This is a genomic window from Buttiauxella noackiae ATCC 51607 (assembly GCF_001654865.1).
GTDB classification, from domain to species: Bacteria; Pseudomonadota; Gammaproteobacteria; order Enterobacterales; family Enterobacteriaceae; genus Buttiauxella; species Buttiauxella noackiae.
Genome location: NZ_LXEO01000014.1, coordinates 58,768 through 83,068 on the forward strand (window position 1 = coordinate 58,768; position 24,301 = coordinate 83,068).

At 48.1% G+C, this 24,301-nt stretch carries 21 protein-coding genes; 7 read left to right on the top strand and 14 right to left on the bottom strand.

The window, feature by feature from the left end; genetic code table 11:
- Position 1: 1 nt before the first annotated feature.
- The 7 genes from tus to ydgH all read right to left on the bottom strand — a co-directional run bounded on the left by tus (position 2) and on the right by ydgH (position 9,133).
- Complete coding sequence (tus, locus tag M979_RS05530) at positions 2-931, bottom strand: DNA replication terminus site-binding protein (RefSeq protein WP_064554044.1); 930 nt, start codon at positions 929-931, stop codon at positions 2-4.
- Between the two features lie 103 nt (positions 932-1,034).
- Positions 1,035-2,351, bottom strand: coding sequence for a two-component system sensor histidine kinase RstB (rstB, locus tag M979_RS05535; protein ID WP_064554045.1), 1,317 nt, complete (start codon positions 2,349-2,351; stop codon positions 1,035-1,037).
- A gap of 181 nt (positions 2,352-2,532) precedes the next feature.
- A complete protein-coding gene (locus M979_RS05540; protein WP_064554046.1) occupies positions 2,533-4,704 on the bottom strand; it encodes an EAL domain-containing protein in 2,172 nt (723 codons plus the stop codon).
- Positions 4,705-5,073: 369 nt separating this feature from the next.
- The gene (gene rstA / locus M979_RS05545) at positions 5,074-5,802 is read right to left on the bottom strand and encodes a two-component system response regulator RstA (protein WP_034455755.1); all 729 of its coding nucleotides are present in this window, start codon (positions 5,800-5,802) and stop codon (positions 5,074-5,076) included.
- A gap of 75 nt (positions 5,803-5,877) precedes the next feature.
- Complete coding sequence (gene folM, locus M979_RS05550) at positions 5,878-6,588, bottom strand: dihydromonapterin reductase (RefSeq protein ID WP_034455754.1); 711 nt, start codon at positions 6,586-6,588, stop codon at positions 5,878-5,880.
- Positions 6,589-6,619: 31 nt separating this feature from the next.
- Positions 6,620-8,002: an amino acid permease gene (locus tag M979_RS05555; RefSeq protein WP_064554047.1), complete on the bottom strand. Its 1,383-nt coding sequence runs from the start codon at positions 8,000-8,002 to the stop codon at positions 6,620-6,622.
- Positions 8,003-8,188: 186 nt separating this feature from the next.
- Complete coding sequence (gene ydgH, locus M979_RS05560) at positions 8,189-9,133, bottom strand: DUF1471 family protein YdgH (protein ID WP_064554048.1); 945 nt, start codon at positions 9,131-9,133, stop codon at positions 8,189-8,191.
- Between the two features lie 520 nt (positions 9,134-9,653).
- Between ydgH and pntA the strand changes: the two genes are divergently transcribed.
- The 3 genes from pntA (at position 9,654) to M979_RS05575 (ending at position 13,060) form a co-directional block, all read left to right on the top strand.
- On the top strand, positions 9,654-11,183 hold the full coding sequence (pntA, locus tag M979_RS05565; protein WP_064554145.1) for a Re/Si-specific NAD(P)(+) transhydrogenase subunit alpha: 1,530 nt from the start codon (positions 9,654-9,656) through the stop codon (positions 11,181-11,183).
- A gap of 10 nt (positions 11,184-11,193) precedes the next feature.
- Positions 11,194-12,582 (top strand): Re/Si-specific NAD(P)(+) transhydrogenase subunit beta, encoded by a 1,389-nt coding sequence (gene pntB / locus M979_RS05570; RefSeq protein WP_064554049.1) that lies wholly within the window; start codon positions 11,194-11,196, stop codon positions 12,580-12,582.
- A 175-nt stretch (positions 12,583-12,757) separates the two neighbouring features.
- Positions 12,758-13,060, top strand: coding sequence for a hypothetical protein (locus M979_RS05575; protein WP_034455750.1), 303 nt, complete (start codon positions 12,758-12,760; stop codon positions 13,058-13,060).
- A gap of 143 nt (positions 13,061-13,203) precedes the next feature.
- On the opposite strand, the gene uspE is transcribed toward M979_RS05575, so the two are convergent.
- The 6 genes from uspE to M979_RS05605 all read right to left on the bottom strand — a co-directional run bounded on the left by uspE (position 13,204) and on the right by M979_RS05605 (position 20,201).
- Positions 13,204-14,154: a universal stress protein UspE gene (uspE, locus tag M979_RS05580; RefSeq protein ID WP_064554050.1), complete on the bottom strand. Its 951-nt coding sequence runs from the start codon at positions 14,152-14,154 to the stop codon at positions 13,204-13,206.
- A gap of 136 nt (positions 14,155-14,290) precedes the next feature.
- The gene (gene fnr, locus M979_RS05585; RefSeq protein WP_122974000.1) at positions 14,291-15,043 is read right to left on the bottom strand and encodes a fumarate/nitrate reduction transcriptional regulator Fnr; all 753 of its coding nucleotides are present in this window, start codon (positions 15,041-15,043) and stop codon (positions 14,291-14,293) included.
- A gap of 198 nt (positions 15,044-15,241) precedes the next feature.
- Positions 15,242-15,757 carry a methylated-DNA--[protein]-cysteine S-methyltransferase gene (gene ogt / locus M979_RS05590; RefSeq protein ID WP_064554051.1) on the bottom strand — a complete coding sequence of 172 codons (516 nt, stop codon included), beginning with the start codon at positions 15,755-15,757 and terminating at the stop codon, positions 15,242-15,244.
- Positions 15,758-15,769: 12 nt separating this feature from the next.
- Positions 15,770-17,296 (bottom strand): p-aminobenzoyl-glutamate transporter, encoded by a 1,527-nt coding sequence (gene abgT, locus M979_RS05595; protein WP_064554146.1) that lies wholly within the window; start codon positions 17,294-17,296, stop codon positions 15,770-15,772.
- 149 nt (positions 17,297-17,445) lie between these two features.
- Positions 17,446-18,891 carry a M20 family metallopeptidase gene (locus M979_RS05600; protein WP_064554052.1) on the bottom strand — a complete coding sequence of 482 codons (1,446 nt, stop codon included), beginning with the start codon at positions 18,889-18,891 and terminating at the stop codon, positions 17,446-17,448.
- The gene (locus M979_RS05605) at positions 18,891-20,201 is read right to left on the bottom strand and encodes a M20 family metallo-hydrolase (RefSeq protein WP_064554053.1); all 1,311 of its coding nucleotides are present in this window, start codon (positions 20,199-20,201) and stop codon (positions 18,891-18,893) included. The genes M979_RS05600 and M979_RS05605 overlap by 1 nt, the downstream gene beginning before the upstream one ends.
- A gap of 176 nt (positions 20,202-20,377) precedes the next feature.
- Here M979_RS05605 and M979_RS05610 point away from each other — a divergent pair, with 176 nt between their 5' ends.
- Complete coding sequence (locus M979_RS05610) at positions 20,378-21,274, top strand: LysR family transcriptional regulator (protein WP_034455745.1); 897 nt, start codon at positions 20,378-20,380, stop codon at positions 21,272-21,274.
- 67 nt (positions 21,275-21,341) lie between these two features.
- Positions 21,342-21,905: a DNA endonuclease SmrA gene (smrA, locus tag M979_RS05615; RefSeq protein WP_064554054.1), complete on the top strand. Its 564-nt coding sequence runs from the start codon at positions 21,342-21,344 to the stop codon at positions 21,903-21,905.
- A gap of 59 nt (positions 21,906-21,964) precedes the next feature.
- Here the strand turns inward: smrA and M979_RS05620 are convergent, their stop codons facing one another.
- Entirely contained in the window at positions 21,965-22,771 is an 807-nt protein-coding gene (locus M979_RS05620) for an IclR family transcriptional regulator domain-containing protein (RefSeq protein WP_034455743.1), read from the bottom strand.
- 170 nt (positions 22,772-22,941) lie between these two features.
- Between M979_RS05620 and M979_RS05625 the strand changes: the two genes are divergently transcribed.
- Together M979_RS05625 and M979_RS05630 are read left to right on the top strand one after the other, a co-directional pair.
- Positions 22,942-23,625, top strand: a complete 684-nt coding sequence (locus M979_RS05625; protein ID WP_064554055.1) for a 3-oxoacid CoA-transferase subunit A — start codon at positions 22,942-22,944, stop codon at positions 23,623-23,625.
- Positions 23,626-23,635: 10 nt separating this feature from the next.
- Positions 23,636-24,292, top strand: coding sequence for a 3-oxoacid CoA-transferase subunit B (locus M979_RS05630; protein ID WP_064554056.1), 657 nt, complete (start codon positions 23,636-23,638; stop codon positions 24,290-24,292).
- Positions 24,293-24,301: the final 9 nt, after the last annotated feature.

The window sequence follows — 24,301 nt, forward strand, 5'->3', positions numbered from 1 at the left end:
TTTACTCCTCGCAATACAAATGCAGGCGCGGAATGATCAGCCGTAGCGGTTGCGCATCCGGCTTATAGCGATGGCGAATATTCTCCGCATCATAATTTAATAACTCACCCATCTCCGGTGGTATTTCGCCATTGTCACGATTACACAGCACCACCAGAGGGGACGGGCAGGCATGTTGTACCTGTTTTTTATGCTCCTGATACCAGGCGCGGGCGACTGGTTGTACTTTTACCGGGCGTTTAATCTTCAGGCGTACGTTATCTGAAAGGCTTGAAATGGAATTGAGCTCGCGGGTAATTTGCTCTGCCCATTGTTCACGGGTATAGGGCGGTACAGCACGGTTCGCTTTGAGGCTCTTTTCAAGTATTTCAATAACTTCCCTACGTGAGTAATTCTTGATGATTTGTTTATTTGCCCAACCAAAATTCAACGTTGTAGGGTTTTCCAACAGTGTAATAGAGCGGTAAGCATTAAGGGTGATAAGCCCAGGAAGCTGGCGGTGAACCCACTCAAAGCGCTGCACGCTGGGCAGTCCCGACTCCACGCTGATAATGTTTTCAAGCTCCTGCTTACGTTGGTTAATGCGTTCAACCAGGATTTGAGTCTGGTGACGGGCGGTTTCGTCAACCTGATAGCAAACGGCACCAGGCAGGCGCACAGCGGCTTTGCTACTGGTTTTCTCGGACTGCTGCTGGATAAACAAATGAGTGAAGTGGGAGAGGGTGGACTGATGTGCTTCTCTACCAAGTCGCTGTGTCACCTCGATTTTGCTTATCGCATCATGTTCATTACCTTTATCAACCGTAGGCAATTGAAAGACACGGCCGACTAATAATCTGTAGCTGTCGAGTTGTTCGCTGAACAGATGCAGATCTCGCTCGAGCTCACGAAATGTACTGTTAAGGCGCTCAATCAAATCATATTTTGTCATTTCGCCATCACTTTAGTTACAACATACTATTATTTGTTTATAACACAAGGAGATGAGCCTGACCACCAGTGCTGTCATAGTCAGGCAGGAGACAATGTGATTTTTAGCGGCTTGGCTTGATAGAGGCTAGCGACATTGTGGATTCAGTTTTAATTGGCCAGCTAAAGCGAAAACGAGCGCCGCCCAGGGCACCGCTATCAACGACCACAGAACCTTCCATGGCGGTTGCGACAGAATGCACAATCGCCAGCCCAAGACCACAGCCGCCGGTAGCGCGGTCGCGACTCGGGTCCAGGCGAACAAATGGTTCAAATACCCGCTCACGTTCTTCTGCTGGTATACCGGGGCCGTCGTCTTCCACCTGCAAAATCGCGGTTTGTCCATCAAGCCACAGGCTAATACGTAATTTCTCTTTGCTGTAACGCAGTGCGTTGTTGACCAGGTTATCTGTCACACGTTCCATCAGGCGCAGGTCAATCAATCCAAAATTGCCGCCAGGTGGGGTATCCAACAAGATATCGAGATGCGAATGAATAATTCGGACGTCAGCAATGTGCTCATCAAGCCAGCGAGGAACGTTCACACTCGCCAGTTGTAACTCAGTTTGCGGGCGATCCAGACGCGCGTAGGTTAACAACTCCTCAATTAATGCTTCCAGTTGCCCAATGTCGCGGTTTAGCGCCAGTGATTCCGCTTCCGTAAGATTTTCACTCATCTCAAGACGATAACGTAAGCGGACTAATGGTGTACGCAGTTCATGAGCAATCCCGTCAATCAGGAGCTTCTTACTCGCAATTTGCGCATTAATGCTATCGGCCATCTGGTTAAACGCGACGCCCAGACGCTCAAAACTTGAGGCACTGTCGAAATGAATACGCTCATCAAGATGACCTTGCCCTAATCTTTGCGCCGCCGTTTCCAGTTTGAGCATGTCCTTCCAGTGCGGTCGCATCCAGATAAATACCGGGAAGGCGAGGGAAATCGCAATAAACGCCATCAGTGCGACGTCCAGTAAGCGCATTTGGTGTAAGAAAAAGAGATAGGGTATTGGCCCGACTGCCAGAACATAGTGGCTGCGAGGAATGCGTTGGATAAACGTGTATTCATCATCGAGGGCGACAATTTCACCTGCGCGTAGGTGATGCATGTTCATCTCATCAAGCTTGAATTTATCCATTGGCTCAATGTGCAACTTAAAAGATAAATTCAGGTCGAGATCTTTAATGGTGCGGTTCCAGTCGCGGGGAGGAATTTCTCGCAACTCGCTACGCATCAAATACAGCGAGCTTTTCATCAAATCATCCAGCGACTGGCGGCCTGCTCGTTCGGCGGTGAATTTGTACACCAGGCCAACCAGCATGGTCATCACCAAAAAGCAGACGAACAGCAAAAGATAGAATTGAATAAATAACTTTTTCAATGAAGATCACCGGATTATTGCGTATCTGGATACTGGCTCCTGCTGTACAGGAGCGCTATGGGGATATGAGTGATGTCATTTCAGAATTTTCATACCCCATCTGGCAGGGTATGAAAGCAGGGTTTGCCCCTGCTGACAATATCTGGCGTGTATAAGTGCGGTATTTAATGATAATGGTGGCTTAAACTATCGCTTCAATCTCAGGCAGACAATGACCTGGTTGCATTTGCATCTTGTCTTGCTCCGCCAGAAGTTGACACACAACTTTTCCCGGTAAAGGGCGGTGGAACAAGTACCCCTGGCACAACTCAATGCCAGCCATCTTCACTAATTCTAGTTCCTGCTCGGTTTCAACACCTTCGATGAGTATTTCACACTGAACAACCATGCATAATTTAACTACCTGTTGCAGGAAGCTAAACCCATCCGGCTTGGCCAGGCCGAGAACCATCGATCTATCGAGCTTTATCTTATCCAGTGGATAGCGTGTCAAATAATGCAGTGTCGAATATCCCGAACCAAAATCATCAAGGGCGATTTTGATACCGAGGTTGCGCAACTTTTCCATCACTTCTGCGACACGTACGGGTTCCTGAACCTTCTGTGATTCTGTTATCTCAAACTCAAGACTCCAGCCAGCAGGTAATGGTTTGGCCAGCACCTTGTTCACAATATGCAGGAGTCGATAGTCGACTAATGTCTGTGGAGAAATATTGACCGAAAGAGTCATCCCCTCTGTTTCAGACATATTTTCTCTGACGTAGTCCAGTGCGTTTTCCATTACCCAAAAATCTACCTCCGGCATCAGACCGGCTCGCTCATAATATTTCAGGAATGTTGGCGGCGTGATCTTTCCGTTGTCGTCCTGATGGCGAATTAAAACCTCGACGGCGAAGATTTTATTGTCAGATAACCGTACCTGCGGCTGGAAAAATAGGATGAATTGGCCGCTGGTTTGCAGTTTCTCTATTTGTCTCTGCGCTTCAAGGTGGCTGTATTCTTCTACAACATGATTGTAGTTAGGCACCATCTCAATGTTAGTCGGTTGGCTGATTTTCACCTCACCAGTGAGTAAGTCCATGTCATTATTTACAGTGTTTTTTTGTTTTAATGTACTTTTGACAAACGGGTAATAAATGGCCACGCCCAAAGCAACAAGAGCAATGTATAACATTACGGCGGCGCTGGATTCCCCGCTGGCTAACCACACCTTGATAGGCCCTGGTGTAGACCAACTGACGATTGCGGTAATTCGCGGAATAAAACTATAGTAAGTCGCGCCGTACGCCACGACATAAGAGACTAATGGCGTCAGAACGAACGGAATAATCATTACCGGGTTGAGAACAATCGGAAAACCAAAAATTAGCGGTTCGTTGATGTTAAACAATGCCATTGGCCCGGCAATGGTCAGCAGGCGGCGGTGTGGGCTATTTTTCTGCATTAAAATACAGATGACCAAACTCAGTGTATTTCCTGTTCCACCAGAATTGCACCACATGTCATAGAAGACAGGGCTGAGAATGTTGAGTGCGCCGCGTCCTGAATACCAATCGTTAATATTTAATTTTGCTGCAGCAGTAAAGGCAACATCAATGTCCATAAATAGATAATAGCCGTGTAGACCAAAGAACCATGGAACACTGCGCAATAGGACGTATGAAATGCCATTCAGGAAATTAGTGGGGTAAAAATAAAGAGACAGTTGCTCAAAGAAACTCATTGCATGATGTAAGCTAGCTTCAGCCACTAATTTTATAATGCTACTGAATATGGCGATTATCATTAACGTAACAAAAAATGATACAATCGTAACGTTATTGCTATCTTTCCATTGGCGAACTTTTAACATGTTCTTACTGACGATTTCCTGCAACACATTACCAATTATTCCAGAGGCCAAAGCCATAGGAATACTGATATCCAGGAAAAATTGTGCGTTGTCGTCCAGTATTCGCCGGAAAATCATTAATGTACTGATGCTTAACGCAATACAGTATATTTGCGACAGACGGTTTCTGACGGCCCAGTGAACCGCAACATAGATATTCATCACCAGCGGTGCGAGCGCTAAAAAACCAATCTGTAACTGCATAAACCACAGTGCTGCATGGTTAAAACCTGCGGTTTCACAAAGTACCGATGCGGTGATAACCAGGCCACGAACAATCGATAAGGGAACTATAGCCATGGTGCTGGCAATAACGGCATGGGCATAGCGATTGTTTAATAACTTGATTTGACTGTTATTTAAACGGTGCAAAATATTGTTTTGTAGCCACGCTTTTATCACAAAATTACCTGAAGCAATTACGCTCATAATGGTGTTTTTAAACAGATAACTAAATTTCAAATTGAGTTATCCGGTGTTAAGGGTAAGGTGAAATAGCTATTTTTCTACATTTATGGGGTTGTTCCCCACAAGTCATGTTGAAATATTATTTTTGTGAATTCACATAAGTAACAAAACGAATACATGGTGATAATAAAAATAGTGCTTTTGCGAAATATTAATCTGATTTATTACTGAAAGAGAAGTATAGAAAGAAATCTACCATATTAGTTATGTACATTTCTATACATAAGTGTACAGAGTTAAAACGAACGCAGTGAGGCAATGAAATATATTCGGAGGGATTTTGCAGGGAAGTACTTTAATCAGCATAACCGTTCATGCGATGAACGGTTATTTATAGCGTTAAGTAAGTTAAATACTCGGCATCTAAACTTCGCTTTCCCAGGCATGTGGGGCGAACAAATAGCCTTTATTACGCACTGTTTTGATACGAAACGGTTCAGTAGCACTGTCGTAGAGTTTCTTTCTCAGGCGTGAAATAGCGACGTCGACGCTACGATCCAGGCCGTCGTAAGTCACCCCACGCAAGTTTTTAAGCAACGCATCGCGATCCATAATTTGCCCTGCGTGAGTTGCCAGTTCCCAAAGCAGATCGAAATCAGCAGTGGAAAGTGTGATGTTCTCTGAACCTAGCGTGACCTGACGGTTGACAGGGTCAATGCACAGCGCACCAAAGCGCATAGCTTTGTGTGGTTTAAGCGCTGTAGGGCTGCTTTCAACAGTATGTTGTGCAGAAACGCGTTGGCGTAAATGCAAGCGTAAGCGTGCCAGAAGAACAGCTGGAGGCGTAGTTTTGAGGATATAGTCGTTAGCGCCCATCTCCAGTGACAATATGTGGTTCATATCGCTATCCAGGGAGGTAAGTAGCACAATCGGGCCATCCCACTGAGGGCGTAAGTCACGGCACAATGTCATACCATCTTTACCAGGGAGCATGACATCGAGCAAGACAAGGTCAGGGCGCTGCTGATGAATGGTTGCTTCAGCACAATCACCACGGCTTTCAACAATAACGTCAATGTCATGTTTACCGAGGTAAGCTGCAATTAACGCTCCTACTTCAGGATCGTCTTCTACGTATACGATTTTGTTCATAGCCCGATACTTTGGATCAAAAAGAAAACATACACTGCAAAAGGTTTTAATGCCATAAATCGAGGGTAAACAAAATTATCTAAGCGGCCTGCCGCCATCGACGCAATGGGTGCGCCCTGTGACGTAACTGCTGTTTAACAGGTAAGTGACTAACCCAACTATTTCTTGTTCGCCCGGCACTATTTTCATCAATGATTTATTCAATGCTTCTTTCCGATACTCGATATCATCGTGCTCATTGAACATGATCATTGCCGGAGCAATAGCATTCACTTTGATTTCAGGTGCCAGTTTGCGGGCAAACGAACGAGTCATATTATCAAGTGCAGCTTTACTGGCGGCATAGGCAATATGCTTATCGCTTCCACGTTCTACAACGTAATCTGTGAAATGAATAATATCGGCACCGGAATGCCCACCTCCACGCAATAACGGCTCAAGAAGATGATTGAGAAGGTAGGGGGTATTAACGTGGATTTGTAGCATTTCAGCCAGCGTTTGCGCCGGTGATGAGTGAGGAGATTCCGCAAGCCAGGCACTGGCATTGTGCAAAATGGCACGCAGGCCTTTGCAATGCTGTGTTACGTTCAAGGCAAATTGCTCAATGCCCTGATTAGTTGAAAAATCTGCGAACAGGCAAGTTGCCCCAGCCTGTTCCAGTTCATCAACCGCTGGATAACGGGTACGGTAACTGATGATGACGGATTGCTCCTGGGCCAGAAAGTGCCGTGCCAGTGCCAGGCCAATTCGTTTACCTGCACCAGTAATCAAAATGGGACGATCCATCAACGACTCCTTGCTATTGTTCTCTGGAGATTTACTTTACCAGTACCCATGTTGCAGGAAACGCAGCCACCAGCATCAGGAAAATGACCGATCTTTCCTTGAAGTTAAGTTTGATGTCATGCGTATGCGTACTGCGCGTATACATAAAGACTAATAATCCTGGCGCATACAGTACCACCGAAAGCAATAAATGCATGGGACCTGATGCATATAGCAACCATAAGCCATAAATGCATGCACCAAGGCCAATTGCTTTATGTAAAGGCCGCGTCGAGACTTTTAGTAAAAAGGCACCAACCAGGAAGTAGGGAACCAGAATCATCTCTGAAGCGATTGTCAGCAGCGTGTTATAATCTGAACCCGTCAACCAAATCAACACAAGGCAAATCTGCACACTAATATTGGTAAGCCATAAAGAAGCAGACGGCGCGTTATTCTTGTTTTGACGAGCAAAAATTTTCGGGAAGGCCTTATGTGTGGCTGCAAGATAGGGTACTTCCGCAGCCATGATAGTCCAGCTCAGATAGGCACCACACACTGAAACAATGAGTCCAGCAGCAATAATGACTTCACCCCAAGGGCCTATCATTTCGACCATCAATCCGGCCATTGAAGGATTGCGCATTCCGGCGAGTTCCGGGCGGGCAATCACCCCCAGCGAAAGCAATGTTACGAGCAGGTACACGCCTAATGCCGCAATAACAGCAAGAAGTGTTGCTCGCCCGACATCATTTTTATTACGCGCACGAGCAGAAACCACCACCGCACCCTCAACACCAATAAATACCCACAGGGTAATCAGCATGGTGTTCTTCACCTGCTCCCAAACGGGAACACCCAGCGCAATACCGCTAAAATCAAGGGTGAAGGTATGAAGTTTAAAGGCCAAAGCGGCGAGAACGATAAACAGACCTAACGGTAATAACTTCGCAAGAGTGGCAACGAGATTGATACTGGCCGCTGTTTGCACTCCGCGAAGTACCAGGAAGTGGACCATCCACAGTAGCACCGAAGCCCCAATAATTGACTGCCAGGTATTCCCATCACCAAACAGGCGTAGTTCTGGTGTATCAGTGAAGAAACTCAGTGCGGAGAAAACAATGACCAGGTAGGAGACATTAGCGATCACGGCGCAAAGCCAATAGCCCCATGCGGAGAAAAATCCGATCAGTTCGCCAAAACCTTCTCGTGCATAGGTGAATATTCCACCGTCCAGATCGGGCCGTAGGCGGGTTAGCACCAACATTGCCAGCGCCAGCAATAAAATCCCTGCACCTGTAATAGCCCAGCCAATCAGTAATGCTGAGGGACTGGCCACACTCGCCATGTTTTGCGGCAGGCTAAATACACCAGCACCGAGCATCGAACTCAATACCAATGCAGTTAATGCGGCGAGGCCAAGCTTCTTTTCCATAGCAGTCCCGTGATATTCAAATAAGACCCAGAATAATTATCATGCTTTTGTGCATAAAAATGGTGGGTAACACTAAGGCGCGGAATTTTACGGAGTGTAGACGCTGCTTGCAATGACATGAGCCATAAAATGCTCGGGAAATAAAAAAAGGGTGGCAGATCCACCCTTTTGCTACAAAAGCTGCGCTTATTTATACAAATCAGCGCTAATTGTCATGTTGCCGCCACGTTCGTCCCATTGACGGGTGATGTGGTAGTACTTAGCACCTTTCTTGGCCGCACGTTTGGCAACCTGGTAAGAAATTTCAGTACCGCTGCCATAGTGGCCAGTGAATTTCACGCTATCAAACGGAACCATTTGAGCGGCAGTCACTTTATTGAGTTCCTGAATTTTAGTGCCATCTGGCAGCGTTACAGTGTAACGCCCACCTTTACTTGTTTGTGTTTCAAAGAAGCGACCAACATCAGAGCTTGGCATGCTTGAACTTGCTACACCTGGAATCTCAACTTTGGCCGCTGCAGCACCACCGGCAGCCAGCGCTGCTTTACCCGCTTCTGAGTCAGCAGGAATCGCGTCAGCGCTTTGCAGAACACGTTTTTTCGCATCTTTTTTATAGATGAAGGCCGTAATACGCTGGTTACCACCGGAGTTTGCATCAACCTGGCGCACAATAAAGAAGGAGTCGGCTCCTTTTTCTTTAGCTGCACGGGTGATCACATCGTTAACTTCAGGTTGGCTGCGGTAAAAGCCCTGGACTGTCACAGTATCGAATGGCTCAAGCGCATATGCCTGGTCTTTCGGTAACTCTGTCACGCCATTGATGACGCGATTTGACGTATTATCGGCTTTAGGGGCATCAGCATGATACACATCAGCAACTACGCGCCAGTTACCGCTATTACTGGCATCGTTAGTGCTCTGAACATAGAAAGATGCAGCGCCGATCTTATCCGCACGACGGGAAACAGCATCGACAGCGTCACTAATAGCATTAAAACGACCGGTGATAGTAATGCGATCAAATGGTTTAAGAGCCGCAGCTTGATCCGGTGTCAGTTCCGTTGCTGCCTGAGCAGACAGCGTCGTTAAGGAAATAAGTGCTGACGCCAGAAGGGTGTTCTTGAGCTTCATAAAAATAATCCTTCGCCTTGCGCAAAATGAATACAAATACCGCATTCTCTGAGGGTTACCTGTTAGCCGCCGATTATTACATTGAAACCTGAAACTGTCTGCGGCATTTTTCACTCAGTAGTTGTTGGTTGCAGATATTTTGCATAACTAAAATCTATACTTTCGTAAAAGGGCACTTTGACCAGTAAAAGTGGTAAAGCTTACAACTTAATTGGTTAATGTAATGTTAAATATGCAATTTGCAGCGGCGCAGAATCGTGAATTGCCGCGATGATGAAGCGTATTATCAGGTGTTGTAGATGAAAATTAGTCGAAAAGAGCTGTCTTAAAGCCCTTGAGCTAAATTTTTACGATAATGATACAAATACTGAGATCCTGATCTAGATCACAGGCGTTATTTTCAGTAGGTTATAAATAGTTTGTTACAGATGTATTTTTAATTGAACTGGTAACGGAACTGACGATTGCCATGGCAATGTCTGACAAACCATCAACAAAAAATCAGATGGAAGGGAATACTATGCGTATTGGGGTACCAAAAGAGCGGTGGGCGGGCGAATCCCGCGTGGCAGCCACGCCAAAAACAGTGGAGCAATTGCTGAAACTGGGCTTCACCGTCACAGTCGAAAGCGGCGCGGGCAAACTGGCGAGCTTTGATGACGAAGCATTTGTACAGGCTGGCGCGACCATTTCAGATACCGCTGAAGTCTGGCAATCTGACATCGTTCTGAAAGTGAATGCACCGCAGGATAGCGAAATTGAGCTTTTGCGTGAAGGTTCCACGTTAGTGAGCTTCATCTGGCCTGCTCAGAATCCTGAGTTGCTCGAAAAGCTCGCCGCTAAAAATGTCACCGTAATGGCGATGGATTCCGTGCCACGTATTTCACGTGCGCAATCGCTCGATGCCCTAAGTTCAATGGCTAACATTGCGGGTTATCGCGCAATTGTTGAAGCCGCTCATGAATTTGGTCGCTTCTTTACCGGGCAAATTACCGCTGCGGGTAAAGTGCCTCCGGCGAAAGTGATGGTCATCGGTGCTGGTGTTGCAGGCCTTGCAGCGATTGGTGCGGCAAATAGCCTTGGCGCTATTGTGCGAGCCTTCGATACCCGTCCTGAAGTGAAAGAACAAGTGCAAAGTATGGGCGCTGAGTTCCTTGAGCTGGACTTTAAAGAAGAAGCTGGCAGTGGTGATGGTTACGCCAAAGTGATGTCCGAAGCCTTCATCAAAGCTGAAATGGAACTGTTTGCAGCCCAGGCCAAAGAAGTCGACATCATCGTGACTACGGCGTTGATTCCAGGCAAACCAGCTCCAAAACTTATCACCCGTGAAATGGTTGATTCCATGCAAGCGGGCAGTGTGATTGTCGATCTTGCAGCACAAAACGGTGGCAACTGTGAATATACTGTTGCAGACCAAGTCACTGTAACGCCAAACGGTGTGAAAGTTATTGGTTACACCGATTTGCCTGGTCGCCTTCCAACACAATCCTCTCAACTTTACGGTACTAACCTCGTTAATTTGCTGAAACTGCTCTGCAAAGAGAAAGATGGCAATACCGTGATTGATTTTGAAGATGTGGTTATTCGTGGTGTGACGGTTATTCGTGATGGTGAAGTCACCTGGCCGGCACCGCCAATTCAGGTTTCTGCACAGCCCCAGGCTGCGGCGAAGAAAGCTGCTGTTCCTGTCGAAGATAAAAAGCCGGCTTCACCGTGGCGCAAATATGCGTTTATGGCGTTGGCGATCATTCTGTTCGGCTGGCTTGCTGATGTGGCTCCAAAAGAGTTCCTCGGCCACTTCACTGTGTTCGCCCTGGCTTGTGTCGTCGGGTACTACGTCGTCTGGAATGTTTCTCATGCACTTCATACCCCATTGATGTCGGTCACTAACGCCATTTCAGGGATTATCGTAGTTGGTGCATTGCTGCAAATTGGTCATGGCGGGTGGGTTAGCTTCCTGAGCTTTGTTGCCGTACTGATTGCCAGTATCAATATTTTTGGTGGTTTCACCGTCACTCAGCGCATGCTGAAAATGTTCCGGAAGAACTAAGGGGTAACACATGTCTGGTGGATTAGTTACAGCAGCATACATTGTTGCCGCTATTCTGTTTATTTTCAGCCTGGCGGGGCTGTCAAAACACGAAACATCCAAGCAAGGTAACTTGTTCGGTATGGCCGGTATGGGTATCGCCCTGGTGGCGACTATCTTTGGGCCTGAAACCGGCAACGTAGTGTGGATTATCGTAGCAATGGTTATTGGTGGTGCCATCGGTATCCATCTTGCTAAGAAAGTAGAAATGACTGAGATGCCGGAGTTGGTGGCAATTTTGCACAGCTTCGTGGGTCTGGCAGCGGTTCTGGTGGGCTTCAACAGCTATCTGGATCACGCGCCAGGTCTTGAGCCGATTATGGAAAACATCCATTTGACGGAAGTTTTCCTCGGTATCTTCATTGGTGCGGTGACCTTCACGGGTTCTATCGTGGCGTTTGGTAAACTGCGCGGTAAAATTTCGTCTAAACCGCTAATGTTGCCACATCGTCACAAACTGAACCTCGCGGCGCTGGTTGTTTCCTTTGCCATGCTCATCATCTTTGTGCGTACTGAAAGTGTTGGCTTGCAAGTATTAGCATTGCTGGTGATGACAATCATTGCATTGATTGTTGGCTGGCACCTGGTTGCGTCAATTGGTGGCGCGGATATGCCAGTTGTCGTCTCAATGCTGAACTCCTACTCTGGTTGGGCGGCAGCGGCAGCGGGCTTCATGCTCAGCAATGACTTGCTGATTGTTACCGGCGCCTTGGTTGGTTCTTCCGGTGCGATTCTGTCTTACATTATGTGTAAGGCAATGAACCGTTCCTTTATCAGCGTTATCGCCGGTGGTTTTGGTACTGACGGTTCTTCTACTGGTGAAGATGATGAAGTCGGTGAGCACCGTGAAATCACGGCGGAAGAGACAGCAGATATGCTGAAAAACTCTACGTCTGTGATCATCACTCCAGGGTACGGCATGGCTGTTGCGCAGGCGCAATATCCGGTCGCGGAGATTACTGAGAAACTGCGCGCGCGTGGCATCAAAGTTCGCTTCGGTATCCACCCGGTTGCTGGGCGTTTGCCCGGCCACATGAACGTTCTCCTGGCGGAAGCCCGCGTTCCGTATGATGTGGTTCTGGAAATGGATGAAATCAACGATGATTTCGCTGATACCGACACCGTTCTGGTTATCGGTGCAAATGACACCGTTAACCCTGCGGCACTTGAAGATCCACGCAGTCCAATTGCAGGTATGCCTGTGCTGGAAGTGTGGAAAGCGCAGAATGTTATCGTGTTTAAGCGTTCGATGAACACCGGTTATGCAGGTGTGCAGAACCCGCTGTTCTTTAAAGAAAACACTCAAATGCTATTTGGCGATGCTAAAGCCAGCGTTGAAGCGATTCTTAAAGCACTTTAATTTTATTAGAACATCAGTTATTTCTTAAACCGCCTTTCGGGGCGGTTTTTTTGTATTATTTAAAAACAACACTATCAATACGAAGGAAGATCAATTCAGATGGGAGTAGTAATATTGTGATGATGCAAGCCGCACGATACAATTAATAAAAATACAGTTATCACGGTTGTTGTTTATGAAAAGAGTTATCATTTTTAGTGCCGCATTAATTCTCTCAGGCTGCGTTACCCACCGTTGGGTAAAAGAGGGTGCAACCGAACAGGACAAGAATATGGCAGAAACGGCCTGTAAAGCGGAAGCGTTAAGGGGCCTGCCTCCCGACTATGTGGTTAACAGCAAAACCACAACAAAAGATAAAAAACACAATTCAAGCAGTACAAACTACTCGTCTATAGATGCCAATGAAATTAAACGTGGAATTCTTGAAAAGGATTGCATGTATCAGAAAGGGTGGTCGCAAATAGACGTTCAGAATTAATCTAATGAAGGTTGTTATATTAATAAATATCCTTTGTTAAATTTATTATCTTTCTTGTTCTAATTATTTTAAATAGATCAGGATATTAAAAATGCCGCTGTTGAGCGGCATTTTGTTTTTACTGTACAGTTAAACTCTGGCGGCTAATCATCTTCTTCGTCATCCATTTCTACCGGCGTTTGGTAATCATCAGGTTTGATGACCAGTAAATCGCAACGCAAATGGTCGATAACCTGTTCCGCAGTATTGCCAAGGAATGCTGCAGAAAGCCCGGTGCGGCCTACCGTACCGAGCACTACGATACCAGCTTGCAAATGTTCCGCGAGATCAGGAATCACTTCTTCCGGCAATCCTTTCTCAACGTGAGTCATCTTTTCATCGATCCCGAATTTTTGGCGTAACGCTTTCATCGCAACTAAATGCTGGCCGCGAATGGCATCGTTATAAACGCTGGGGTCAAAATCAGGGAGTTCGATGGCAATATTAATTGGGGTTATTGGGTAGGCACCGACAAGGTGAACTTCAGTGTGGTTAACATCCTCGGCTAAACGAATGGTTTCTTTAACCAGCTTTTCATTGAGCGCATTGTGGTACTGCTCTTCACTGGCGAGGTTTACCGCAACGACAGCTCGGCCACCTTCAGGCCACGGTTTTTCATTAACCATCCATACCGGGCTTGGGCACTTACGCAACAAATGCCAGTCGGTTGGTGTGAAAATTACCGCTTCCAGTTTATCGTGCTGATGCGTCATTTTGAGCACCAGATCATGACCACCGCTGATCACTTCCTGAATAATTGCCTCGAAGGGACGATTATGCCAAACCACTTTAATCTCAATTGGTACACCCGAATCGATGTAGTACTGGGCTTGTTCTTTTATCCAGGCCGCACGTTGGCTAATGACGCCTTTGCGCATAGCTGTGCGTTCATCCGGTGACAGAAGGGTGGTCATTTCGTAGGAAAAATCATAGATAGGCAGAAATGCTTTGATCCTGCCACCAATCCGTTGATGCAAATAAACCGCACGTCGCAGGGCGGGTTGATCGTCCTGATTAGGATCTATAGCGACTAGCATGTTTTGATACTTTGCCATACAGGTCTCCTTACAACTGCTTAACCACAGTCTGTAAATTAAGATTAACCCATATGCGATGAATGAAACAGGTGATAAGTCTATGTGGGATCAATAAATCAGGAAAATTTACTTATCCCACATAGGAAAGGAGATACTACGCGACGTTACGCGATTGACCAGCGAGTTGCGCAAGAAGATCGGTATTTTCGATGGTAATGTACTTTCCTTTCACGGCCAGCATGCCACTTTTCTGGAAACGGCCTAACAGGCGACTGATGGTTTCCACCGTCAATCCAAGGTAGTTACCGATATCGCCACGCGTCATGGTCAAACGGAATTCCCGAGGGGAGAAACCGCGCTGGGCAAAGCGACGTGAAAGATTGTAGATAAATGCGGCCAGACGCTCTTCTGCATTCTTTTTGGAAAGCAGCAGAATCATATCCTGGTCACCCTTAATTTCGCCGCTCATCAAACGCATCATCTGCTGGCGCAGATTAGGCATTTTACCCGACAAATCATCAAGGGTTTCGAATGGGATTTCGCAAACCATGGAGGTTTCCAGTGCTTGTGCAAAGCTTGGATGCATACCCGTGCCAATAGCGTCAAAGCCCACAAGATCGCCTGCTAAATGGAAGCCGGTAATTTGCTCGTCACCTTGTTCAGTGATGGTGTAGCTCTTGATGGTCCCTGAACGAATTGCGTACAGCGACTTCAGCTCATCACCGGCCTTAAACAGGGTTTGTCCCTTCTGAATAGGCTTCTTACGCTCGATGATATTATCAAGCTGATCAAGCTCATGTTCATTGAGCGTGAAGGGGATGCATAATTGGCTGATGCTGCAATCCTGGCAATGGATAGCACAACCGCCAGACTGAATGCGTCGAATAATTCGCTTTTCAGGGATCATAGATATGCTCGGGCCGTTATTGATATTGGTCAATTTTAACATCTTTTTCTTGAGCACGTAAGTATGATGAAAGCGCATTCAGAATATATCAGCCAATAACCCTGTGGTTATAGAGCTATCCTATTGAAATTAATGGAACTGTACATTTATCCGCATTATTATTATGTGAATAAAGAACATCCCTCTGTACATAATGCGCTAGAGCAACAAATATCCTTCATGTCGCAACAACCACTCTTTTCGACTCACACCTCCGGCATAGCCCGTCATTGTGCCATTACGGCCAATCACACGATGACATGGCACCACTACGCTTACTGGGTTTGAACCATTTGCAGCGCCCACCGCTCGTGCAGCACCGGGTCTGCCTAATTGGTCTGCTAGCTGCCCGTAATGCATGATTTGCCCGCAAGGAATGGCGCGTAATGTTTGCCAGACCTCACGTTGAAAGGCGGTTCCCGCAGTAGCGGTAGGGAGTGTTTCAATTATCGCCAAATCACCTTCGAAATAGTCGCGAAGTTTATCGCTCAACCCGTCTGGATTTTTGCACGCCACGCGCTGATAGCCGCTGACACCATAATGAAGACCGAGCAATTGCACCATTCTGTCGCTATGTTCTTCCCATTCCACTGCACGCAGGTGGTATTGCTCGTCGCAAATGACCCATAAAGGTCCTAGCGGTGTATCAATCTTGTCTTCTAACAGTGTCAGCATTTCATTCTCCGGTTACTTGAGATGCGGGTAAATCCCAGGCCCAATAGGCAAGCCGACAAGATACCACGCCACCAGTAGTAGCAACCAGACACCCAAAAAGATGATGGGGTAAGGTAATACTAAAGAGTAATAAGTCCCCAATTTAGCCTCTGGCTTATAACGTTGCAGGAACCCCAGGAATAATGGAATAAACGGCGAAACGGGAGCTAATGGGATAACTGATGAATCTGCCACGCGGAACAGAATTTGCGCAAAAGCGGGATGGAAGCCCAGCAACATAAACATTGGGACGAAGATAGGTGCCAGAATAGACCAGATAGCCGAACCGCTGGCAATAAACAGACACAGGAATGAAGAGAGCACAGCAAGGCCAAGAAATGCAGGAATACCATTGAGCCCTGAACCTTCCAGCACATCAGTCAAGCCGATCGCCATAAATTTACCCATGTTGCTCCAGTTGAACATGGCAACAAATTGCGCCAACGGGAACACCATCACGATAAAACCGGCCATCTCCTTCATGGGTTCAATCATTAGCTGTGGTAAATCTGCTTGCTTACTTATTTTTTTAGTCGCGATGCCATACGCCAGTGAAACGACGAAAAAGAACATGATAATCAATGGCACAATGCCACTAATAAAAGGCGAAGGGATGATGGTGCCTTTCACCGGGTCGCGCAACAAACTATGCTCTGGCACCAGCAGCAGGGCGACAATCGCGATAAATAACAGCGCAACAATACCCGTGACACGTAAACCAAAGCGCTGGACATCATCGAGTTGTTGAAGTTTCTCGGTATGTTTGCCTTGCCAGGCACCTAAACGTGGCTCCACGATTTTATCGGTAATCAGCCCGCCGGTAATCGACAACACAAGCACTGACGTTGCCATAAAATACCAGTTATCAATCACGCTGACGTGCATCAACGGGTCAATAATATGAGCCGCTTCTGTACTGATACCCGATAGCAACACATCGGTGGTGACAATCAACAAATTCGCTGTGAACCCACAACCGACGCCAGCAATCGCAGCCAATAGCCCCGCTACCGGATGGCGACCTACGGCAAGAAAAATCAACGCGCCCATCGGCGGCATAATGACAACTGCTGCATCAGAAGCAACATGGCTAAAGAAGGCGATAAACAAAACCATGTAGCTGGCATAACGCGCGCTGACGTGTGATGCCATTTTCACCATCAGACTCGGTAACAGCCCAACGCGTTCAGCCAGACCGGCACCCAGTACCAGCGCCAGAATTGACCCAAGCGGCCCAAATCCACTGAAATTCTTAATCACGTTCGGCAAAAACCAGTGAACGCCTTCGGCACTCAGCAGGTTATTCACATGAACAAGACTCCCGTCAGCAGGGTTACGAACACTCACGTTCAACACTGAAAGTACGGCTGTACTCACTGACAAAATGACAATCAAATAAACGAACAACAAAAAAGGATGGGGCACTTTGTTGCCAATTTTTTCTACCAGGCCGTACAGCTTGCCAGAGCCGGAGTGCGTGGGTATGGAGGAAAGACTCATAGATGGGCCTCTATCGATTGCGATGTTTTTATTTATGGTTTTGTTGTGTGTCAGGTGGATAAGCAAAACGCCATCCACCATTTACACCGATTAAGACGGGTGGCGCTGCACATATCCGCCCTAAAAAACGATCAATCTATGGTTTGTGATTATTTTAAAGGTGACGGTGTAACATTTTTTGGGATCGGACACTGATAAGGGCGCTCGGCGAGTTGTGCGTGCAACTCACTTTGGCAAGCTTCCAGTGTTTTTGGGTTGGTGAAGAGTTCCAGCGCGGTTGCCGCCATAATTTTACCCGCATGCAGCATACCTTTATGGGCGATGGAGGTACGTCCCTGGCTCACCAGTTGCCAGGTGTGTAACGGAGTGCCGACGGTAAAGCACGGGCTAAAACATTGGGCAACCGGCACTTTCCAGCTGACATCACCGACATCCGTTGAGCCAGGAAGAATTTTGTCATTTACGGCATACGGCGCAATTTCGTTAATTAACAAGGTCTCACGATGGCGACGAGCAAACGCTTTGCCCTCATCATTAGAGGTATTAGCGATGTTATTTAAGCTGTTTTGCAGATCATTGTCGGTCAATGTTGCCCGAATCTGTTTGGCAAAAGCCAGTTCCTCATCGCTCCATTGCGGCAGACCAATTGCCTGCAAAGCCTGATACATCACACCTTCAAGCTCGCGGTTAGGCAGGTAATTAGAACAGGCTTTATCAAAACGCACATTCACAGTGGTTTCAGTCATAAGCGCAGCCCCTTCGGCAACTTTATTGATGCGCTCATAAATATGCTGTGCCTGAGCCATTTCAGGAGCGCGAATCAAATAGAGTACTTCGGCCTGCGCTTGTACGACGTTTGGAGAAATACCTCCGGCATTGGTGATGGCGTAATGTACGCGCGCTTTTTCGATAATGTGTTCGTTAAGGAAGTTCGTGCCAGTCGTCATCAGCGTAACGGCATCGAGTGCACTGCGCCCAAGATGTGGCGAGTTTGCCGCGTGCGCCGCAATACCATTGAAGCGATATGCCACCTGGATATTTGCCAACGAACTGGTGCTGAAGATGCCGGCATACGCTTCCGGATGCCATGTCACCGCAGCATCAACGTCGTCAAATAAGCCTTCGCGCACCATAAAGGTTTTGCCAGAACCGCCTTCTTCACCGGGGCAACCGTAAAAGCGCACAGTTCCTCGGCCACCGTATTGCTCAAGCCAGTTTTTTACCGCCACCGCACCGGCAAATGCTGCCGTGCCGAGTAAATTGTGACCACATCCGTGGCCGTTCGCACCCTCAACCAATGGATTGGGTGAAACCTCCGCTGAACATTGGCTTAGTCCCGCCAGCGCATCATATTCACCCAGTAGAGCGATAACAGGATGGCCCGAGCCAAAACTTGCTACAAAAGCCGTTTCGATATTCCCGGCATTACGCGTAACGCTGAAACCCTCCGCCTCTAAAGCGCAAGCCAGGCGTTCAGCAGACCAGTGTTCTTCAAAACGAGTTTCCGGGTGATCCCAGATATCATCGGCAATGGCGGTAAACTCGCCACGTTTGGCTTCAATTGCATCATCAACAAACTGAAAAATCGAACTCATCACACACCTCGCTGCCAGGGGAAATTAAGGGCGAGGCGGGCCATGGTATTCACGGCAACTTCCATCACCTTCTCATCGAAATCAAATTTCTCGTTATGGTGGCCGGCACTTAAGTGCGTACCGAAAACCATATAAGAGGCTTTGCCACCTTGTTCCTGAACCCGAGCCATCATCAAGGTAGCATCCTCAGAGCCGGTGGCACCTTTCACGGTATCGACAACTTGCGTAACACCGCTGACTTCATCGGCCTGTTGGCGAATAAACGCCACCCATTCTGGTGATGGTTCACTGTTGGTCGCAGCGCCCATCAATTTCACTTCTGCTTCAATGCCATACATCGTGGCAATGCCACGAATAATCTCTTGAGCACGTTCAAACACGTAGTCGTTGATAACGTTGGTTTCACCACGGGTTTCTACTTTCAATAACGCCTGAGCTGGCACCACATTGCGACCGCTACCGGCTTGAAGAACACCTACATTGACGCGAGATGCTCCAGCGCTATGAGGGGCAATGCTGTGCAGGGCTAGTGCAGTTTGAGCCGCGGCCAGCAGGGCATTACGGCCTTCTTCTGGTTTGCCGCCCGCATGCGCTGCAACCCCGGTAAATTGCACATCAAACTTAGTGGTCGCCATAAAATTATCGCTGCCACACACCACGGTGCCGGAAGGGATGCCGGTACCGATGTGAATCGCCGTAAAGTAATCGATATTGTCGAGCGCACCGGCTGCGACCATGGCACGCGCACCGCGTGTCCCTTCTTCAGCAGGCTGGAAAATCAGTTTAATGGTGCCGTTTAGCTGGTCTGAAAACTGTTGCAAAACGGTGGCGAGTCCAAGTCCAATAGCCGTATGCCCATCGTGACCGCAGGCATGCATCATTCCAGCATTACAGGATGCAAAACCTTCCGCAAACGGGCGATGCGAAGGCTGTTGCATCTCGCCCAAGTCCAGGGCATCCATATCTACGCGAAAAGCGATAGTTGGACCGGGACGGCCAGTTTCAAGCGTGGCGACAATCCCTGTAAATCCGCCGGAAAAATGCTCTATCCACTGCGGCAGTGCCCCTTGTTCCAGCGCTCGTTGTTCTTCTCGTGCCAGTACTTCAGCCGATGGCAACCCCATACGGGCGGCGTCATCAACCACATCGCGGCCTAAAGCCAGCTGATAACCTAATTGATGAAGTGTTTCGGCAACGTGAGTGGCAGTACGAAATTCCAGCCAGCCGGACTCGGCAAAGTGGTGAAAATCGCGCCGCCATTGCTGCATGCGTGGAGCCAGTTCATGTACTGCCAGTTCTGGTTGCTTCATATCCCATCCCGTCATAAGCATCTTCTGTGATCAAGTTCACGCTGTGATAGTTTTTACTTATCACCCAGCGATTTTTGGAAGTTTTCGCCGTACCTGGATTACCCTGGCATAAGAGATTGAATTACAGTAGATGACAAAATCTTTCAGCTGATAGCTATTGGTTATCAGGAGGCCATGTGACTTTTCAGGTTAAGCTCCATCAGATCCGCGCATTCGTGGCTGTCACGCAAAATGGCAGTATTCGCGGAGCCAGTCGGGCGTTAAATCTTTCGCAGCCCGCGCTCACAAAATCGATTAAAGAATTAGAAGAGGGAATGTCCGCACGTTTGTTTATCCGACGTAGCCAGGGCGTGGCGTTAACCGAATGCGGTGAAAGTTTTTACCAGCACGCGCGTTTGATTCTGGAAGAGTTAAGAGCTGCCCAGGAAGATATCTTGCAACGCCAGGGGCAACTGGCTGGGCAAATTAATATTGGTCTTGGGGCCAGTGTTTCGCGCACCTTAATGCCGCCCGTTATCACCGCGTTTCATCAAAAACACCCACAAGTTAAAGTCCGTATTATGGAAGGACAGCTGGTGTCGATGATTAACTCGCTGCGGCAAGGGGAGCTGGATTTCACTATCAATACTTATTATCAGGGGCCTTATGATCAGGAATTTACCTTTGAACGGTTGTTTGAAAAACCGTTTGCGGTGTTTGCCCGAGAGGACCATCCAGCAACCAATGCCACAACCTTAAAAGAGTTACTGCACTACAACTGGACGTTGCCAACGCCACGCGGCAGCTACTACAAACAACTGGAAGAGCTATTTCAAAAGCGTTCAGAAATTCCTAATATCAGTGTGTTCTGCGAAACCTTTTCAGCCTGTATTAGCCTGGTAGCGCAGAGTGATTTTCTGAGTATTTTACCTGCTGAATTAGGACACGACCCGCTGTTAGCCCATAGGTTGAAGCAAATTAACATCATCGAAACACTGCCCAATGCCACCTATTATCTGATTCAACGGCGAGATGTGACCCAGGCGCCACTCACTACTGCGCTTATCAACCAATTTCGTCGCGAATGCCGTTAATAGGGCATTGAGCCTCGGTTCATCGGCGGCTATAGTGACTTCAGAATTAAGACTGGAGGATTTGCACATGAACCTTGACGAAAAATCGCTGTTTCTGGACGCCATGGATGACGTCAAGCCGCTGAAAAACTGTAACAGCAGCCAGTGGTTGAAACCGGTGAAGGAGAAGGTGGTGCAAAAGCTCGATACTGTTCAGTTAGATAACTTTCTGACCACCGGTTTTCTGGAAATTATTCCGCTCGACACGTTGCTTGAATTTAAGCGTGAGGGGCTGCAAACCGGGGTGCTCGATAAGCTGCGACAAGGGAAATACAAACAGGAAGCAAGTCTTAACCTCATCCGCCAACCCGTTGAACAATGCCGCCAGATGCTTTTCGCCTACATCCAGGAAGCCAAAAAAGATGGCCTGCGTAATTTGCTGATCGTTCATGGCAAAGGGCGCGAAGATAAATCACATGCCAATGTTGTGCGCAGTTATGTCGCTCGTTGGCTGGCGGAATTTGACGAGGTACAGGCGTTTTGCAGCGCGATGCCGCACCACGGCGGCAGTGGGGCTTGCTACGTGGCGCTCAAAAAATCCGACCAGGCGAAAGTGGAAAACTGGGAGCGCCACGCAAAACACAGCCGCTAACCCACACGTCAGCCGTGTAGGTCGGATAAGCGTAGCGCCATCCGACGTTTCCGACCTGCCTATTTCAACAACAGCGACAACTCCTGCGCCGCTTCCTGCAACTTAGGCAGTACACGGTTAAGCAATTCTTGTGCGGAAACCTGCCCGGCATGAACACCAACGTTAAGTGCTGCAACCACCGTTCCTTCTGGGTTGACCAGGGGAACGGCTATCGAACGCAACCCCATCTCCAGTTCCTGATCGTTAAGCGCGTAACCTTGCTGGCGCACGCGTTTTAACTCTTCGCGAAGTTTGCTCACCGAATCCACAGTCTGCGGTGTGTAACGAATCATAGTGATGCGACCTAAGAAATCGTTGAGCTGTTCTTCTGGCAAATAACTCAGTAATACGCGGCCCATGGATGTTGACCACGCGGGCAGGCGGCTGCCGATATCCAAATCAATGGTCATGATGCGCGAGCTGGAAGCGCGGGCGATATACAGAATATCGTCGCCATCTAACGTGGCGATTGAACAGGACTCGTTGAGCATCTCACTCAGATGCTTGAGCACCGGTTGCGTGGATTTCGCCAGTGGCGTAGAGGCCAGATAAGCATGGCCCAGCGATAAAATTCTGGGGCGCAATTGGTAGTATTTACCGTCTTCGGCGTAGACAAAACCAAGCTTGCCCAGAGTGTACAAACAGCGTCGCACCGCCGCGCGGGGAATCCCGGTCTTCTGGCTAATTTGTGAAATAGACATTTGTCGCCGCTGTGGGGTGAATGCCTGAATCACTTCTAATCCGCGAGCCAGAGATGCCATAAAATTCGGGTCGCCTTTAAAGGGATCGACTTCCCCAGTCGTTACTTCATCACGTTCAATTTCCATTCTGTTCTCCTCAAATTTCGCCGCTGATCACACTCTGAAAACAAAGATACATGATGTTCGATAATCGCACCATATTTCGATTATCGCCCTTGACCAGCTTCGTTAACGGGGTCACATTTTGTTCGAACAACGCAAACTTGTGCGAATGACGCACACCAAGGAGCAGAGTGATGATCAACAAAAGTGTGGCTTCGCTTGAAGAAGCGGTTGACGGAATTTTCGACGGAGCCACCATCATGATTGGTGGCTTCGGAACCGCAGGGCAACCCACCCATCTTATTGATGCCTTGATTGAGCAGGGCGCTTGTGACCTGACGATTATCAATAACAACGCAGGAAACGGGGAAGTGGGGCTAGCGGCACTTTTGAAAGCCGGACGCGTGCGAAAAATGGTCTGCTCATTCCCACGCCAGGTGGATTCGCAAATTTTTGATGACCTGTATCGCCGCGGTAAAGTCGAGCTGGAACTGGTGCCACAAGGCAACCTTGCAGCCCGCATTCAGGCTGCGGGTTCAGGTTTAGGGGCGGTATTCACGCCCACCGGTTTCGGTACGCCACTGGCAGACGGCAAAGAAACACGCGAAATCGATGGCCGCCAGTACGTGCTGGAATATCCGCTAAAAGCTGATTTTGCATTAATCAAAGCGTATGAAGGTGACCGCTGGGGAAACCTGGTGTACCGCAAAGCGGCACGTAACTTTGGGCCAATCATGGCGACCGCCGCGACCGTAACCATCGCCGAAGTCAGCCGCGTGGTGCCATTAGGTGAGCTCGACCCAGAAAATATCGTCACGCCGGGCATTTTTGTTCAGCGTCTGGTCGCAGTCGAAAACTCACTGGCGCAAAGTGCATAAGGAGCCCAAAGTGAAAAAATTAACCCGTGATGAAATGGCACAACGTGTCGCTCGTGATATCCCCGAAGGTGCTTACGTTAATCTTGGCATCGGTTTGCCAACGCGCATCGCTAACTACCTTCCGGCGGATAAAGAGATCTTCCTGCATAGCGAAAACGGCTTGTTGGGCATGGGGCCAAAACCCGTAGAAGGCGAAGAAGACCCTGAGCTAATAAATGCCGGAAAAGAGTTTGTCACCTTGTTGACCGGTGGCTGCTTTTTCCACCACGGCGACTCTTTTGCCATGATGCGTGGCGGCCATCTTGATATCTGTGTTTTGGGTGCTTATCAGGTTTCCGCAACGGGTGATCTCGCTAACTGGAGCACTGGCGCACCGGACTCCATCCCGGCGGTGGGGGGAGCAATGGACTTAGCCATCGGCGCTCGCCAGGTCTTTGTGATGATGGACCACCTGACGCGCGACGGCGAATGCAAGCTGGTGGAAACCTGTACCTATCCGCTAACTGGAATCGGCTGCGTCAGCCGCATCTACACCGACCTCGCGGTGATTGATATCACTGAAAAAGGCCCGGTAGTGCGCGAAATCTTTAATGGCCTCTCTTTTGAAGAACTACAACGTATTACCCCGGTCACACTTGGCTTCGAACAACTGGCAGAAAGCGCGTAAGGAACTATG